Here is a 15,660-nt window from a genome sequence, read left to right as displayed (position 1 = left end):
ATGACCATCCGCAAGCAGACCGACGCGCCGTCGGTCGATGCACGACACGACATCGTGATCGTCGGCGCGGGCGCGGCCGGCATCGCGGTCGCGTCGAGCCTGCTCGCGCGCGACGCGTCGCTCGACATCGCGGTGATCGATCCCGCTGACGTCCACTATTACCAGCCCGGCTGGACGATGGTCGGCGCGGGCGTGTTCCAGCCCGGCACCACCGCGCGGCCGATGATCGACGTGCTGCCGCGCGGCGTGCAGCGGATCCGGGCCGCGGTCGCGGGCTTCGCGCCCGACGCGCACGCGGTCGTGCTCGACGACTGCCGGCGCATCGGCTATCGCAAGCTCGTCGTGTGCCCGGGGCTCGAGCTCGACTGGCACGCGATCGACGGCCTCGCCGACACGCTCGGCCGCAACGGCGTCACGTCGAACTACCGCTACGATCTCGCGCCGTACACATGGGAACTCGTGCGCGCGTTCCGCGGCGGCAATGCGCTCTTCACGCAGCCGCCGATGCCGATCAAGTGCGCGGGCGCGCCGCAAAAGGCGATGTACCTGTCGTGCGACCATTGGCGGCGCACGGGGCACCTCGACGCCGCGAACGTCGAATTCCTGAATGCGGGCGGCGCGCTGTTCGGCGTCGCCGATTACGTGCCCGCGCTGATGGAGTACGTGAAAAGCTACGGCATCGCGCTGTCGTTCGGCCACAACCTCGTCGCGATCGACGGGCCCGCGCGCCGGGCGACGTTCGTGCGCACGCTGCCGGACGGCGGCAAGGAAACCGTCGAGCGCCCGTTCGACATGATCCACGTCGTGCCGCCGCAGAAAGCGCCCGACTTCGTACGCACGAGCCCGCTCGCCGACGCGGCCGGCTGGATCGACGTCGATCCGGCGACGCTGCGGCACAAGCAGTTTCCCGACATCTACGCGCTCGGCGACGTCACCAACACGACCAATGCGAAAACCGCCGCGGCCGCCCGCAAGCAGGCGCCCGTCGTCGCGCACAACCTGCTCGCATCGCTCGGCCGCGCGCACGGCGACGCCGCCTACGACGGCTACGGCTCATGCCCGCTCACCGTCGAGCGCGGCAAGATCGTGCTCGCCGAGTTCCTGTACGGCGGCAAGGTCGCGCCGACCTTCCCCGCGTGGCTGATCGACGGCAAGCGCCCGTCGCGGCTCGCGTGGCTGCTCAAGGAACGCGTGCTGCCGCCGCTCTACTGGAAGGCGATGCTCAAGGGCCGCGAATGGCTCGCGAAGCCCGCGACCGTACGTTGACCGGAGCGCGATGACGTCATGCTGATTTCCTTCGTACTCGGCGGCTTCGTCGGCGCCGTGCTCGGTCTGACCGGCGCCGGCGGCGGCATTCTCGCGGTGCCCGCGCTCGTCGTCGGGATGAGCTGGCCGATGCAGCAGGCCACGCCCGTCGCGCTCGTCGCGGTGGCCGGCAGCGCCGCGCTCGGCGCGCTCGAAGGCTTTCGCCGCGGGCTCGTGCGCTATCGCGCGGCGCTGCTGATGGCCGTGGCCGGCGTGCCGCTGACCACGCTTGGCGTGCGGCTCGCGCACGTGCTGCCGCAGCGCCTGCTGCTCACGCTGTTCGCGCTGACGATGCTCGCCGTCGCCGGCCGCCTGCTGCGGCAGGCGCTGCGGCCGCAGGCGGCCGATGCGGACGCGTCGCCGCTGTGCGTCGGCCGCGTGAATCCCGATACGGGCCGGCTCGTGTGGTCGTGGCCCGTGGGCCTCGCGCTCGCGTCGACCGGCGCGGTCACGGGCCTGATGACGGGCTTGCTCGGCGTCGGCGGCGGCTTCGTGATCGTGCCGATGCTGCGCAAGTTCACGAACGTGTCGATGCATGGGGTGGTCGCGACGTCGCTGATGGTGATCGCGCTGGTCGGCACGGGCGGCGTGCTCGCGACGCTCGTGTCCGGCACGCGCGCGCCGCTCGACGTGACGCTGTGGTTCGCCGTCGCGACCGCGCTCGGCATGGCCGCCGGCCGCGGCGCGTCGCGGCGCCTCGCCGCGCGGCACGTGCAGGCCGGTTTCGCGGCCGTGCTCGTGTGCGTCGCGCTCGGGTTGCTGGCTAAAGCCGCGTTCGGCGCGTGAGCCGTCGGCGCACACGGAAACGCGCCGCCAAACGAAACGCCCGGGCCAACTCGTCGTCGGCACCGGGCGTTTTTCATGACAGCCACAACCGGCGCGTCAGGCCGCGAACCCCGCCATCCGCTTGCGCTCCTGGCGCAGCATCACGAAGTTCGCGATCACGACGCCGGCCGTTACCGCGATGATGAACAGCGTCGCGAGCGCGTTCATTTCCGGATTCAGCCCGAGGCGCACGCGCGAGAACACCACGAGCGGCAGCGTCGTCGAGCCGGGGCCCGACAGGAACGCCGACAGCACGAGGTCGTCGATCGACAGCGTGAACGACAGCAGCCAGCCCGCGATCAGCGCCTGCGAGATCAGCGGCAGCGTGATCGTGAAGAACACCTTCAGCGGCGTCGCGCCGAGATCGAGCGCGGCTTCCTCCAGCGACGGATTCAGCTCGCGCACGCGCGACTGCACGATGATCGCGACGTACGAGATGCACAGCATCACGTGGCCGAGCCAGATCGTGAACACGCCGCGCTCGGCCGGCCAGCCGATCCATTTCGCGAGCTCGATGAACAGCAGCAGCAGCGAGATCCCCTGGATCACCTCGGGAATCACGAGCGGCGCGTTGATCATCCCGCTGAACAGCGCGAAACCGCGAAAGCGGCCCATCCGCGCGAGCACGAAGCCGGCCCACGTACCGATGAACACCGACGCGAACGCCGTCAGCACGCCGATCTTCAGCGACAGCCACGCGGCCGTCAGCAGCTCGTCGTCCTCCACGAGCGCCGCGTACCAGCGCAACGAGAAGCCCGACCACACGGTGACGAGCTTCGACTCGTTGAACGAATAGACGATCAGGCTGACGATCGGGATGTACAGGAACGCGAAGCCGACGAACAGCGCCGCGAACTGCAGGTAACGATTCGGCTTCATCGACGGCCTCCCTGCTCCTTCGCCTGGAAGTGCTGGAACATCGCCATCGGTACGAGCAGCAGCAGCACCATCGCGCAGGTCACCTGCCGACGCCATCGGCCAGTCCGCGTTGTTGAAGAACTCGTTCCACATCACGCGGCCGATCATCAGCGTGTTCGCGCCGCCGAGCAGTTCCGGAATCACGTACTCGCCGACCGCCGGGATGAACACCAGCAGGCAGCCCGCGATGATCCCGTTCTTCGACAGCGGCAGCGTGATCTGCACGAACGCCTTCCACGGCTTCGCGCCGAGGTCGTACGCGGCTTCGAGCAGGCGCAGGTCCATCTTCACGAGGTGCGCGTAGAGCGGCATCACGAGGAACGGCAGGTACGAATACACCATCCCGATGTACACCGCGTAGTTCGTGCGGTACAGCTCGATCGGCGTATGCGTGAGCCCGATCCACATGAGGAAGTTGTTCAGCAGCCCGTTGTTCTTCAGGATCCCGATCCACGCATACACGCGGATCAGGAACGACGTCCAGAACGGCAGCATCACGCCCATCATCAGCAGGTTGCGGGTGGCCGGGTTCGAGCGCGCGATGTAGTACGCCATCGGATAGCCGAGCAGCAGGCACAGCAGCGTCGTGATCGCGGCCACCACCACCGAGTTCACGTAGGTCGCGAAATACAGGCTGTCGGTGAGCAGGAACGCGTAGTGCGACAGGTTCAGCGCGATGTGCACGACGCCGTCCGCGTACGACGCGAGTTCCGTATACGGCGGGATGCCGAGCTGCAGCTCCGCGAAGCTGATCTTCACGACCAGCACGAACGGCACGAGGAAGAACAGCACGAGCCACGTGAACGGCCCGGCGACGACCGCCGTGGCGCCCGTCAGGTTGAAGCGCCGCACCGGCCACTCGAGCAGGGACTTGAACGCGCTCATGACGTCAGCACCACGCCGGCGGTCGCGCTCCAGCGCACGTAGATCTCGTCGCCGAGCGCCGGCGTGTCGAGTTCGGAAATCGCGAGGCTCGACACGTTCGCGATCACCGTCTTGCCGCCATCGAGCTTCACGTGATACAGCGAATAGCCGCCCATGTACGCGACGTTGCTGATCCGGCCGCGCGCCCAGTTGAACGCGCCTTCGGGCGGCTTGCGCGTGAGCGCGATCCGCTCGGGGCGCACCGACACCGTGACCGGCATCCCGAGCGGGCCGGAGATCCCGTGGCTCACGTACAGCCGGCTCGGCAGTTCCGGCGATTCGATGTATACGTGATCGGGCTCGTCCTCGACCGTCACGCCGTCGAACAGGTTCGTCGAGCCGATGAACTCCGCCGAGAAGCGGCTGTTCGGATATTCGTACACTTCGTTCGGCGAGCCGATCTGCACGATCTGGCCTTCGCTCATCACCGCGAGGCGGTTCGCCATCGTCATCGCCTCTTCCTGGTCGTGCGTGACCATGATGCAGGTGACGCCCACCTTCTTCAGGATGTTGACGAGCTCGATCTGCGTACGCTGGCGGATCTGCTTGTCGAGCGCGGACATCGGCTCGTCGAGCAGCAGCAGCTTCGGGCGCTTGACCAGCGAACGCGCGAGCGCGACGCGCTGCTGCTGGCCGCCGGAGAGTTGATGCGGCTTGCGCTTCGCATACTTGCCCATCTGCACGAGTTCGAGCGCGGACGCGACGCGCTCCTTCAGCTCGGCCTTCGGCGTGCCTTCCTGCTTCAGCCCGAACGCGACGTTCGACTCGACCGACATGTGCGGAAACAGCGCATACGACTGGAACATCATGTTCACGGGCCGCTTGTACGGCGGCATCTGCGCGAGGTCCTCGCCGTCGATCAGGATCTTGCCCGACGTGACCGTTTCGAGGCCCGCGAGCATCCGCAGCAACGTCGACTTGCCGCAGCCCGAGCTGCCGAGCAGCGCGAACAGCTCGCCCTGGCGCACGCTCAGGTTGACGCTGCGCACGGCTTCGGTGTCGCCGAACTTCTTGACGACGTCGACGATCTGGACAAAGTTCTCGGCGCGCGCATCGGCGCCGGAGGAAGGAACGGAGAACGGCGCGCCCGCGACCGGCGCGCCCGACTGGCTATTCATGATGTGCTGCTTCTCTCCTGCGTTAGACGAACAAAGCCCCCGGGGGCACCAGGGGCTTCATGACTGCGGGTTCACTTCGGCTCGCGTCAGCGGCCCGACTTCAGCTCGGTCCACAGACGCGTCTGCAGACGCTGGATTTCAGGCGGCAGCGGCTTGAGCAGGAACAGCGTCTTCACGACGTCGGCCGGCGGGTAGACGGCCGGGTCGCTGGCGACGTCGGGACGCACGTACTTGCGTGCCTCGGCGTTGGCGCTCGGGTAGTACACCGCGTTCGTGATCGCCGCGTGCACCTTCGGATCCTCGATGTAGTTGATCCACTGCAGCGCGGCGTCCTTGTTCTTCGCGTCCTTCGGAATCGCCATCACGTCGAACCACACCGGCGCGCCGCCCTTCGGAATGTAGTACTCGACCTTGTACGGCTTCTTCGCCTCGATCGCGCGATGCTTCGCGATCACGACGTCGCCCGACCAGCCGAACGCGAAGCAGATGTCGCCGCCGACCAGGTCGTTGATGTAGCCCGACGAGTTGAATTGCGTGATGTACGGGCGGATCTTCTTCAGCACGTCCATCGCGGCCTTGTAGTCGGCCGGGTTCGTGCTCATCGGATCCTTGCCGATGTAGTGCAGCGCCGCCGCGAACATCTGGTCGGGCGCGTCGAGCACCGACACGCCGCAGGTCTTCAGCTTCGAGAGGTTTTCCGGCTTGAACAGGATGTCCCAGTTGTCGAGCGGCACCTTGCCGAGCGCCTGCTGCGCCTTCGTCAGGTTGTACGCGAGACCGGTCGTGCCGTACGCCCAGGGCACCGAGTACTTGTTGCCCGGGTCCGCGCCGGCGACGAGCGCCATCAGTTGCGGATCGAGATACTTGAGGTTCGGCAGCTTCGACTTGTCGAGCGGCGCGAAGATGCCGGCGGCGATCTGCTTGCCCGCGTAGTTGCTGGTCGGCACGACGATGTCGTAGCCCGAGCTGCCGGTCAGCAGCTTCGCCTGCAGCGTGTCGTCGCTGTCGTAGTTGTCGTAGCGGACCTTGACGCCCGTCTGCTTCTCGAAGTTCGGGATCGTGTCCTTCGCAATGTAGTCCGACCAGTTATAGACATTGAGCTGCGTATCCTTCGCCGCTGCCGCCGATGCACCCACGCACAGCGCGAGCGCTGCGAACCGGCCCACTACCTTTGCTTTCATCCCGTTCTCCCTCCGGCCGGACGCGTTGCCCGGCTGCCGTCTGCCTCGTCATGGCGGCGCATTCCGGCGCGCCGCCGCTCGAAAACCCCGAAAACTACCATCATTCGCGCCCCGTCACAAAAAAATCATGCCGGTGTCGCGCAAACGGAACAGATTCCCGCCGCCGGCCTGTCAGGCCGCCCGTGCGGCAGGGCGCTCCGGGGGAATTCTATCGGGTAATCGGCGGCTGTCCACCGGGAAAAACCGACAGCGGCGCACCTGCGTTCGCATGCCGGGTACGCTCGTCCGGCGCCCACGCCGGACGCCCGGCCGCACTGTCCCGCTCCCGCACGCGGACAGCATGCCCGCGCCGGCGTCCGGCCGGGCCGCCGCGATGCATTAAAATGACGGCTGACGATCCCACTGCGCGAACCCTCCCGATGGCCTCCAATCTTCACGACCTCCCCGACAGCCCCTGCATCGGCGTGTGCTCGACGCTCTTCGACGAAGTCTGCAAGGGTTGCGGCCGCACGGCCGCCGAAGTCTCGAACTGGGTGTTCCTGAGCGACGACGAAAAGCGCGCGGTGTGGGAGCGCATCGCGCGCGAAGGCACCGCGATGCGCTTCCAGTACGACAAGCTGTAAATCCGCGCGCACAAAAAAAGAGCGGCATGCCGACCGCCATGCCGCCAACCCCAACTCTGTTCTGGTTCGGTCGCGTCTAGAACGTCTAGAACTTCATCCCGACGCCCACGCCGACGATCAGCGGATCGATGTGCAGCGTGCCGATGCCCTTGTCGGCGAGCGTCGCATCGGTGCTCATCCAGATCTTCTTCACGTCGACGTTCATGAACACCTTCTTCGTCAACTGCACGTCCACGCCGAACTGCAGCGCGGGGCCGAAGCTGCTCTTGTCGATCGACACGCCTTGCCCGCCGACGTTGAGCCCGTTGTTGTAGAAGTACGTGTAGTTCAACCCGGCGCCGACGTACGGGCGCACCTTGCCCGCATGGTTGAAGTGGTACTGCAGCAGCAGCGTCGGCGGCAACACGCCCACGCCGCCGAGATTGCCGAGGCTCGACGTCAGTTGATGCCGCGACGTGCCGAGGATCAGCTCGACGCCGAGGTAGTCGCGGATCATGTATGTGAAGTCCAGCTCCGGCACGATCGCGTTGTTCACGCCCGTGTTGATCGCGCCGAGCGTGTCGCTCGCGCGCTCGTTCGGCTGGATGCTGATCGCGCGCAGCCGGACCAGTACGTCACCCTGGTTGATGCCGTCGCCCGGCGACGCCGCGTGCGACAGCGACGGCATCGCGATGGCGCCGGCCGCGACGGCGGCTGCGGTGACACAAGTTCGAATCGTTTGATGCATGGTACGGACCCCCAAAGAATGGTTTCCATTCTCCCTGTAGGGTCTTTTCGTCATCTTGATATGGGTCAAGCCAGCGTAAACGTGGGACGGTTTGCCGCAGGTTCGCTCGCACTGCCCGTCAGCAGCAGGTCGAGCAAATCGCGTACGCTGCGGATCGCGCGGCCGAACGGCAACGCTTCGCGGCCGCGGAAGAACAGCCCGTTCGCAACATCGCCGCGCAGCGCGGCCGCAAGCCGCGTATCGATGCAGAAGTGCCCGAATTTCTCGATGCCGTCGCGCAGCCCGCATACGCTCAGGCATTCGAGCGCGGTCGGGCAGCGCTGCTTGAACGCGCCGAGTTTGTCGCGAATACGCGTCTCGTTGCGCAGATAACGATCGAGCCACGGCGTCTTCACCGCGCGCGCCGGCAACCCCGTCACGCTGACGAATTCGACGATGTCGTCGGGTGTCGCATCGGCGAGCACGCGCTTGAAGTGCGGATGCGCATCGCCTTCCTCGGTCACCGCGAACGGCGTTCCGACCTGCACGCCGTTCGCGCCGGCCGCGAGCGCCGCGCGCACCGCGTCGTGACTGTTGATGCCCCCGGCGACGATCAGCGGGATCGTGTCGCGCGCGAGGCCGAGCGACGCCATCACCTGCGCGGTCTCGTCGAGCACGCGCGCGAAATCGAAACGCGCGTCGTGCATGTCGTCGAGCTGCGTGACGCCGAGGTGGCCGCCCGCGTGCGCCGGATGCTCGATCACGATCGCATCGGGCAGGCGCCCCTTCTTCATCCACTTCTTCAGCACCAGCGCGATCCCGCGGCTGTCCGACAGGATCGGAATCAGCGCGATGTCGTGCCCTTGCGTGAGGTCGGGCAGATCGAGCGGCAGGCCCGCGCCCATCACGATCGCGTCCGCGCCCTCGTCGCACGCGATGCGCACGTAGTCCGCATGCGCGCTGACCGCCTTCATCACGTTGACCGCGATCATCCCGCGCCCTTCGCTGTAGGTCTTCGCGAGACGGATCTCGCGCGCGAGCGCGTCGCGGTTCGCCGCCTCGAGCGTCGCGCGATCGGGTTGCGCGCGGCAACGCGCGAGCAGATCCGCATGATGGTGGCGCAGGTCGATGCTCGCGATCGTGCCGAGCGCGCCTTCGCGCGCGACGCTGCCCGCCAGCCGGTGCGCGGAGATGCCGACGCCCATGCCGCCCTGTACGACGGGCAGCAAGGTGCGGCCGCGAATCGTCAGCGGCGGAAAGGCAGTGCGTACGGTCATCTGAAACCTCGTCGGAACATCGAAACCGCGATGATCGACGATCCACCGCCGCGCACCTTGACGGCCGTCAATAAAAAACGGCACGCGAACGTGCCGTTTCGGGGCGAAGCCGCGCGCGGCGCTCAGGCCGGCTTCGCCGGCTTCAACTGCATCGACTTGTATTCGAGATACTCGTCGAGCCCGTACACGCCGTTCTCGCGGCCGTACCCCGACTGCTTGAAGCCGCCGAACGGCGCGGCAGCGTTCCACGCGCCGCCGTTGATGTCGACCTGCCCCGTGCGGATACGGCGCGCGACGCGCATCGCGCGCTCGTCGCTGCCGGCCCACACCGCGCCGCCGAGCCCGTACGGCGAATCGTTCGCGATCCGCACCGCTTCCTCTTCATCGCGATACGTGATGATCGACAGCACCGGCCCGAAGATCTCTTCCTGTGCGATCGTCGATTTCGGATCGACGCGGCCGAACACCGTCGGCTTCACGAAGAAGCCCTTCTCGAGCCCTTCCGGCAACCCGGTGCCGCCCGTCACGAGCTCCGCGCCTTCGTCGATCCCGCGCTGGATGTACGCCTGCACGCGCTGCTGTTGCGCGGCCGACGCAAGCGCGCCGAGGCGCGTCGTCTCCTGCCGCGGGTCGCCCGCGACGTACGTTTCGGCCGCGGCCTTCGCGATCTCGCGCGCTTCGTCGTAGCGGGCTTGCGGCACCAGCATCCGCGTATGCGCGGAGCAGGTCTGGCCCGCGTTCAGGTAGCACGCGTTGACCGTGCCCTTCACCGCCGTCGCGAAATCGGCATCGTCGAGAATCACCGACGCCGACTTGCCGCCCAGCTCCAGCGCGACGCGCTTGACGCCCGCGGCCGCCAGCTCGGCCACGCGCTTGCCCGCACGCGTCGAACCGGTAAACGACACCATGTCGACGTCCGGGTCGGTGGCCAGCACCTCGCCGACGACCGGGCCATACCCGCACACGAGGTTGAACACGCCGGCCGGCAGCCCGGCCGCGTGGATCGCTTCGGCGAGCATGAACGCGTTGAGCGGCGCGACTTCGGACGGCTTCAGCACCACCGTGCAGCCGGCCGCGAGCGCCGGCGCGACCTTCAGCGTGACCTGGTTGAGCGGATAGTTCCACGGCGTGATCGCCGCGACGACGCCGACCGGCTCGCGCACCACGAGCGAATGGCCCACCCGCGCCTCGAATTCGAACGATTCGGCGAGCTTCGCGTACGCCTTCCAGTTGTAGATCGGCCCGCCGACCTGGATTGCGCGCGACAGCTTGATCGGCATGCCGACTTCGCCGGTGATCGACTGCGCGAGTTCCTCGCTGCGCGCCTGCAGATGCTCGACGATCTTGCGCAGGTAGCTCGCGCGCGTCGCGGCCGGCGTGGCCGCCCACGCATCGAAGGCCGCGCGCGCCGCGCGGATCGCGTCCTGCGCATCGGACGCGACGCCCTCGGGAATCCGGCCGATCACGGCTTCGGTGCCCGAATCGATCACGTCGATCGTGCCGGTGCCGGCCGGTTTGCGCCACGCGCCGCCGATGTAGAACTGGTCGTAGATTTTCATCGTTTTCCGCCTCCAGGGAAGCCGACATTCTAGCGAGCGTTGCGGTGACTGGTGTGACGAATGACAGCCGTTCGAAAGGACCGGCGCGTCCTCGCGCCGGTGCTCCGCCGCCCGTCGCGCGCGAGCGGCGCGGCATCCGTGCGGCCGGCGCCACGCCAGCCTCCGTCCGGGTGCGCGGCCGGGCCCGCATCGTGCTATGTTTTTACTATCGGCATCGGCCCGTTGCGGCCGGCGCCGCCCGGAATCGACGCACTTCGTGAGCGCTGCCATGTCCGACGCATCCCATACCCTCGGCTCGCAAGACCGCCTGGAGCTGCTGTGCTGGCTCACCTGCGGCAACCTCGGCGCGTTTTACCTCAACGAATCATGGCCGGACGCCGCGTTCCAGGTCCAGGCCGCGCACCGGTGGCTCGACCGCCATCACCGCCAGGCCGACTGGCTCGCCGTCGCCAAGCTCGCGGCGCTCGCGCAGGACATCGCGAAGCGGCATGCGGGGTTCGTCGACGCGTCGTGGGCGCGCGACGCGGTCGAGGAAATCGTCGATACCGACGATCTCGACTATCGGGCCAGACTCGTGCAATGGGTGTACGAAGACTGCTGCAAGGCGCTCGCGGACAAGCGGCTGGCCGATTGAACGGCGCAGGCGCCGCCTGCACGCGGGGTCGCGGCATCGCCACGCGCGGCGCGCTTTTGTCGCCGATACGAACGTAACGGCTGGAATGGTGAGCCGGGCGCGGTGCCTGCGCACCGCCCCGGATAATCGGCACGCGCGACGCGTACCGATGCGCTTACAGCAGCGACTTGGCTTGCGTCAGCACCTTGTCGCAAACCTGCTTGGTCACCTGCTGCTTCAGGCCGCCGCCGCTCAGGTCGAGCTTGCTGCCGTTGCCTGCGTCGAGGATTCCGCTTGCGCCGCTCGTATAGCCGCTGTCGGACGACGCGGACGCGTTGCCGCCGAGCTTGCCGATCAGCGCGTCCTTCACCGACGACGCGCCACCGCCGGTTGCGCCGCCGAGATAGTTGTTCTGGATACAGAACTGCAGCAGGCCCGCGACGTTGCCGGTGCTGCCCGGCATCAGCGACGCCCCGCCGCCGCCCGTCAACGCGCCGCCCAGGCCGCCGAGGTTGCCGAGCGCGCCGCCTGCGCCGCCGCCCGAATCCCCGCCACCGCCCACCTGCTTCAGGACGTCGCCCAGCTGCGCATGGGCGACCGAAAACGGCGCGAGCAATCCGATCAGCGCGCCGGCCACGGTCGCGCGGTAAAGACGTGCATTCATGTCAAGCCTCCCGGTTGTGACTGCGTGAACCCCGCGAATCGCATCCAAGGATACGCAATCGATCGCGACATGACAGCCTTCGACGCCGCATGAAACGTCAGGCATCGTGATATCGCGCCGATTTGACAATGCTTGACGGGAGATTGCCCGCGGCATCGCCGGTTCGGCAGGCGCGCGGCCCCCATTCCGTGTCGCCGGCCCGCGCGAAGCGTCATAGAATCGTCGTCGCCGGCCCATCGGCCGCTGCGGCCCGACATTCACCTCGAACATGAAGGACACTCGCGTGGCGCTTGCCCATCGATTTTCGCTGATCGCCGGCGCATCGGCCGCGCTGACGGCCGGCGCCGGTGTCGCCGATGCGACGCCCGCCATCATGGCCGCCGCGACCTGTGCATCGCCTTCGTTCGACCGCTATCCGGCACCGGCCGCCGCCGCCCGCGCGCCGCGCACGCCACCCGCCGCACCGCTGGCCATCGAGCCGGTTCAGTGAGCGGCCCGGGCGACCCATGACATCCATTCATCTCAGTTTCGACGACGGCCCCGGCCCCTCGACGCCGGCCTTGCTCAACGTGCTGCGCGACGCCTCGTGCGCGGCGACCTTCTTCGTGCTCGGCCGGCATCTGGAAAGTGTGCGCGACGTCGCAACCAGAATGGCGCGCGAAGGCCACCGGCTCGGCAATCACACCTATTCGCACGCGAGGCCGGGTGCGCTCGCGGACGCCGCGCTGATCGACGAGATCGATACGACCGATGCGTTGATTCGCGACGTCTACCGTCGCGCCGGCCTTGCCGCGCCGGCCGCGATCCCGCTGCGTCTGCCGTACGGATTGATGCCTCGGGACGATCGCGCCGCCGTGCTCGCGCGCCTGCAACGCGAACACACGGGCTGGACCGCGATCCTGGACGACTGGCAGCGGCCGGCGCCGTCGCCGCGGGCGCTGTGCGACGCGATGTGCGCGCATGTCGACGCCAGCGCGGCGCAACGGCGCGACGTGCTGTTCTGCCTGCACGACGGATCGCGGCACGGCGACGCGCGGCCCAACACGGTCGAGGCCGTGCGCCTGTTCCTGAACCGGCAGCGCGCCGACGCGGCGCGCCGCTAACCCGCGGGCACCCCGTCGAGCAACCGGCGCCAGCCGCCGAGGAATCCGATGCCGGGCCCCGGCATCCACAGCCCGCGCTGCGCGGCTTCGAGATGGATCAGCGTCTGGTCCGCGCAGAAGAGCGTCATCAGCGCGTCGCGGTTGTCGCGCAGCCAATCCGGCGCCGCATCCGGCCGCGTCGCCGCATAAGCCGCCAGCCCGGCCGCCCATCGGCCGCGGTCGAACACGAAGCCATCGTCCCGGCCCGCCTCGCGCGACAGCGCGAACGATGCAAAGGCCGCCTCGAGCCATTGCGCTCCCTGCCCGACATCGTCGAAATCCAGCACGCCGCTCACCGCGTTGCCGACATACAGCAGGTTGCCCGCGTGATAGTCGCCGTGCAGCCAATGCACCGGCCCCGTGAGCCACGCGGCGGCCGCGTCGAGATGCATGCCGATCCGCTGGATCACCGTGTCGTAATCGTTGGTCAAGTCGCCCGGCAGCGACGGCATCGCGCGCGCCGCGACGCGCGCATGACGGGCCGATAGCCACGCGAGCGGCGCCGCTTCGTTCGCGGGTATCGCGGCCAGCGCCGCATGCAGATGCGCGAGCGTGCGCATCGCATCGGTCGCCCCCGCGTGCGGGTCGTCCGGCAGGCCCGGACGGCCGTCGATATGCTCGAACAGATGCAGCCAGCTTCCGTCGGGCGTCTGCACACCGGTTTGCGCGTCGACGGTCGGCCGCAGCCGCGGCAGCGCGGGCAGCCGCGGCGCGGTGCGCGCGCCGCCAAGATGACCGAGGATCGACGCCTCGCGCTGTATCTGCCCGACCGGCTTGCCGGCCCACGACACGCGCAGCACCGTGCGCCCCGCGTCGCACTCGACGAGATACGTTTTGTTAGTATGGCCCGACGCCAGCGCCTGCACGCGCGCCGGCCCGATATTCCAGTACCGGTGAAGCCACGGTTCCAGCGTTTTCACGTCACTCCTGCTCGTTGCATCGACCATGTCAGAACGTCCTTCGGCCCGCATGCGGGACATCAACATCGAATGGCTGACGCGCGCCGCCGAATTCGGCCATCTGTTCCAGACCCGCTGGCTCGGCGAGCGCTTCTTCCATCTGCCCGGCGACATGCTCGCGCTCCAGGAACTGATCTGGCGCGAGCGCCCCGACTGCATCGTGCAGACCGGCATCGCGGCGGGCGGCGGCGTGGTGTTCACCGCGTCGATGCTGGAACTGGCCGGCCGCCCGGGCCGCGTCGTCGCGATCGAGCCGCGCCTGCGCGACGAGGTCAGGCAGCGCCTGCACGCGCACCGGCTCGCCCACCGCATGGTGCTGATCGAAGGCGAATCGTGCGCGGCCGACACGCTCGCTTCGGTGCGTGCGCAGATCGACGACGGCGCACGCGTGATGGCGATCCTCGATCTCACGCATACGCATGCACACGTGCTGCGCGAACTCGAATGCTATGCGCCGCTCGTGACACCCGGCAGCTACGCGATCGTGATGGACACCATCATGGAGTACCTGCCCGAGTCGATGTTCGACGGCAAGCCGTACGGCCGAGGCAACAACCCGGCCACGGCCACACGCGAATTTCTCGCCGGCGACGACCGGTTCGACGTCGACCACGACATCGAGGACCGCGTACTCATGACGCTGTCGCCAGGCGGCTTCCTGAAGCGAGTGCGCTGATCAGGCGCGCCGCCTGCGCCGAACCGTCGCGCGCGGCATAGCTGTCGCGGATCCGCGCCGCCTGCTCGCGCAGCGAACCGGGCCGCAACAGGCGTTCGAGCGCATCGGTAATCTCCGCGACGCCGGCCTGCTGCAGATCGAGCACGCAGCCCGCACCGGCCCGCTCGACGAAATGCGCCGAATGGAACTGGTCGTTGCAGAACGGCGACAGCAGCATCGGCACGCCGCACGCGAGCGACTCCATCACCGAATTCGCACCGCCGTGGCTGACGAACGCGTGCATGCGCCGCAACAGCGCCAGTTGCGGCGCGTAACGCACCGCGATCACGCGTTCGTCGCCGGCCGGCAGCAGATCCGAATCGACCAGTTCGCCCACCGACAGCACCAGTTGCGCCGAGGTCGCGCGCGTCGCGTCGATCACCTTCGCGAACACCTCAGGGTGGTAATAAAGCTGACTGCCGAGCGACATGTAGACGAGCGGGCGATCGTCATCGAGGCGCGCCCACGGGAACGCCGTCTCGTCGCCGCGCGGGCCTGCCGGCATCGCGGGGCCGACCAGTTCGACGCCGGGCGGCGGCGCGCCGACCAGCGCGTCGGTCGTGAACGCGAGCGTCAAGTGCGGCGACAGGACGTCGCAACCGCGAAAACGTGCGTCGAGGCCGTAGCGGGCGAACAGGCGCGTGCGCTCCGGTTCGAGCCATCGCACCGTGCGCAGCAGTTCCGAATCGAGATCGTCCGGCAGCACCGGATTCAGCGAATTGGACATCGACACCCACGGCAGCCCTTCCAGCTCGGCGGCAATCGCCGCCGCATAGAGCAGCGGGTCGATCACGACCACGTCCGGTTGCCATTCGCGCAGCACGGCACGAATGCCGTCCACCTGCGCCGGCGCGAGGTCGATCAGCAGCGTGCGGATCCAGTGCCGCAGCCAGTCGGCGTCGCGAATGTTCGCCGCGAAGCTCGCGCCGCGCGACAGGTCGTGGCGCTCGGGCGTCTCGCGCGGCCCGACGAACGCGAAGCCGCCGGCGCCGTCGAGTTGGGCGCTGATGTCGGCCGGCGCATAGAACACGACGTCGCAGCCGGCGGCGCGCAGATGCTGGGCCGGGCCGATGCATGGATTGACGTGGCCCTTCTCGGGCACCACGCAGAACAGGATGCGTTTCATGAGCG

15 protein-coding genes and 2 pseudogenes are annotated in these 15,660 nt (G+C 68.1%); 7 read left to right on the top strand and 10 right to left on the bottom strand.

Features of this window, described 5'->3' with window-relative positions; all coding sequences use genetic code 11:
• Positions 1–30 precede the first annotated feature (30 nt).
• Positions 31–1,266 (top strand): annotated as a pseudogene (locus tag HWX62_RS14005) (FAD/NAD(P)-binding oxidoreductase); the annotation flags it as partial.
• Between the two features lie 18 nt (positions 1,267–1,284).
• Positions 1,285–2,091: a sulfite exporter TauE/SafE family protein gene (locus tag HWX62_RS14000; RefSeq protein ID WP_175929112.1), complete on the top strand. Its 807-nt coding sequence runs from the start codon at positions 1,285–1,287 to the stop codon at positions 2,089–2,091.
• Positions 2,092–2,187: 96 nt separating this feature from the next.
• Here HWX62_RS14000 and HWX62_RS33315 read toward each other — a convergent pair whose 3' ends face one another.
• From HWX62_RS33315 to HWX62_RS13985, 4 genes and pseudogenes are all read right to left on the bottom strand, one after another.
• Positions 2,188–3,009 (bottom strand): ABC transporter permease subunit, encoded by an 822-nt coding sequence (locus tag HWX62_RS33315; protein ID WP_175929111.1) that lies wholly within the window; start codon positions 3,007–3,009, stop codon positions 2,188–2,190.
• Positions 3,006–3,933 (bottom strand): annotated as a pseudogene (locus tag HWX62_RS33310) (ABC transporter permease subunit). Before HWX62_RS33310 ends, HWX62_RS33315 begins: the two are co-directional and overlap by 4 nt.
• A complete protein-coding gene (potA, locus tag HWX62_RS13990) occupies positions 3,930–5,090 on the bottom strand; it encodes a polyamine ABC transporter ATP-binding protein (protein ID WP_175929109.1) in 1,161 nt (386 codons plus the stop codon). Before potA ends, HWX62_RS33310 begins: the two are co-directional and overlap by 4 nt.
• 86 nt (positions 5,091–5,176) lie before the next feature.
• The gene (locus tag HWX62_RS13985; RefSeq protein WP_175929108.1) at positions 5,177–6,271 is read right to left on the bottom strand and encodes a polyamine ABC transporter substrate-binding protein; all 1,095 of its coding nucleotides are present in this window, start codon (positions 6,269–6,271) and stop codon (positions 5,177–5,179) included.
• Positions 6,272–6,690: 419 nt separating this feature from the next.
• Here HWX62_RS13985 and HWX62_RS13980 point away from each other — a divergent pair, with 419 nt between their 5' ends.
• Positions 6,691–6,894, top strand: coding sequence for a DUF1289 domain-containing protein (locus HWX62_RS13980; protein WP_059498845.1), 204 nt, complete (start codon positions 6,691–6,693; stop codon positions 6,892–6,894).
• Positions 6,895–6,979: 85 nt separating this feature from the next.
• Here the strand turns inward: HWX62_RS13980 and HWX62_RS13975 are convergent, their stop codons facing one another.
• The 3 genes from HWX62_RS13975 to HWX62_RS13965 form a co-directional block, all read right to left on the bottom strand.
• Positions 6,980–7,621 carry an OmpW family outer membrane protein gene (locus tag HWX62_RS13975; protein WP_175929107.1) on the bottom strand — a complete coding sequence of 214 codons (642 nt, stop codon included), beginning with the start codon at positions 7,619–7,621 and terminating at the stop codon, positions 6,980–6,982.
• A 65-nt stretch (positions 7,622–7,686) separates the two neighbouring features.
• Positions 7,687–8,877, bottom strand: a complete 1,191-nt coding sequence (locus tag HWX62_RS13970; RefSeq protein WP_175929106.1) for a nitronate monooxygenase family protein — start codon at positions 8,875–8,877, stop codon at positions 7,687–7,689.
• Positions 8,878–8,999: 122 nt separating this feature from the next.
• Positions 9,000–10,436 carry an aldehyde dehydrogenase family protein gene (locus HWX62_RS13965; RefSeq protein WP_175929105.1) on the bottom strand — a complete coding sequence of 479 codons (1,437 nt, stop codon included), beginning with the start codon at positions 10,434–10,436 and terminating at the stop codon, positions 9,000–9,002.
• Between the two features lie 268 nt (positions 10,437–10,704).
• On the opposite strand from HWX62_RS13965, the gene HWX62_RS13960 reads away from it, so the two are divergent.
• A complete protein-coding gene (locus HWX62_RS13960; protein WP_175929104.1) occupies positions 10,705–11,070 on the top strand; it encodes a hypothetical protein in 366 nt (121 codons plus the stop codon).
• 154 nt (positions 11,071–11,224) lie between these two features.
• Here the strand turns inward: HWX62_RS13960 and HWX62_RS13955 are convergent, their stop codons facing one another.
• The gene (locus HWX62_RS13955) at positions 11,225–11,713 is read right to left on the bottom strand and encodes a DUF2501 domain-containing protein (protein WP_175929103.1); all 489 of its coding nucleotides are present in this window, start codon (positions 11,711–11,713) and stop codon (positions 11,225–11,227) included.
• A gap of 283 nt (positions 11,714–11,996) precedes the next feature.
• On the opposite strand from HWX62_RS13955, the gene HWX62_RS13950 reads away from it, so the two are divergent.
• Positions 11,997–12,203 carry a hypothetical protein gene (locus tag HWX62_RS13950; RefSeq protein WP_244136038.1) on the top strand — a complete coding sequence of 69 codons (207 nt, stop codon included), beginning with the start codon at positions 11,997–11,999 and terminating at the stop codon, positions 12,201–12,203.
• A 16-nt stretch (positions 12,204–12,219) separates the two neighbouring features.
• The gene (locus HWX62_RS13945) at positions 12,220–12,816 is read left to right on the top strand and encodes a polysaccharide deacetylase family protein (RefSeq protein ID WP_175929102.1); all 597 of its coding nucleotides are present in this window, start codon (positions 12,220–12,222) and stop codon (positions 12,814–12,816) included.
• Here HWX62_RS13945 and HWX62_RS13940 read toward each other — a convergent pair.
• Positions 12,813–13,775 carry an aminoglycoside phosphotransferase family protein gene (locus HWX62_RS13940; RefSeq protein ID WP_175929101.1) on the bottom strand — a complete coding sequence of 321 codons (963 nt, stop codon included), beginning with the start codon at positions 13,773–13,775 and terminating at the stop codon, positions 12,813–12,815. The two genes, HWX62_RS13945 and HWX62_RS13940, sit on opposite strands and share 4 nt — an antisense overlap.
• Positions 13,776–13,800: 25 nt before the next feature.
• Here HWX62_RS13940 and HWX62_RS13935 point away from each other — a divergent pair, with 25 nt between their 5' ends.
• Entirely contained in the window at positions 13,801–14,490 is a 690-nt protein-coding gene (locus HWX62_RS13935; RefSeq protein WP_175929100.1) for a CmcI family methyltransferase, read from the top strand.
• Here the strand turns inward: HWX62_RS13935 and HWX62_RS13930 are convergent.
• A complete protein-coding gene (locus HWX62_RS13930) occupies positions 14,447–15,655 on the bottom strand; it encodes a glycosyltransferase (protein ID WP_175929099.1) in 1,209 nt (402 codons plus the stop codon). The genes HWX62_RS13935 and HWX62_RS13930 overlap by 44 nt on opposite strands.
• Between the last annotated feature and the right edge of the window lie 5 nt (positions 15,656–15,660).

It is taken from the genome of Burkholderia sp. BCC0506, from assembly GCF_902833145.1.
Taxonomy (GTDB): domain Bacteria; phylum Pseudomonadota; class Gammaproteobacteria; order Burkholderiales; family Burkholderiaceae; genus Burkholderia.
This window is presented reverse-complemented; position numbering and strand designations above follow the sequence as displayed.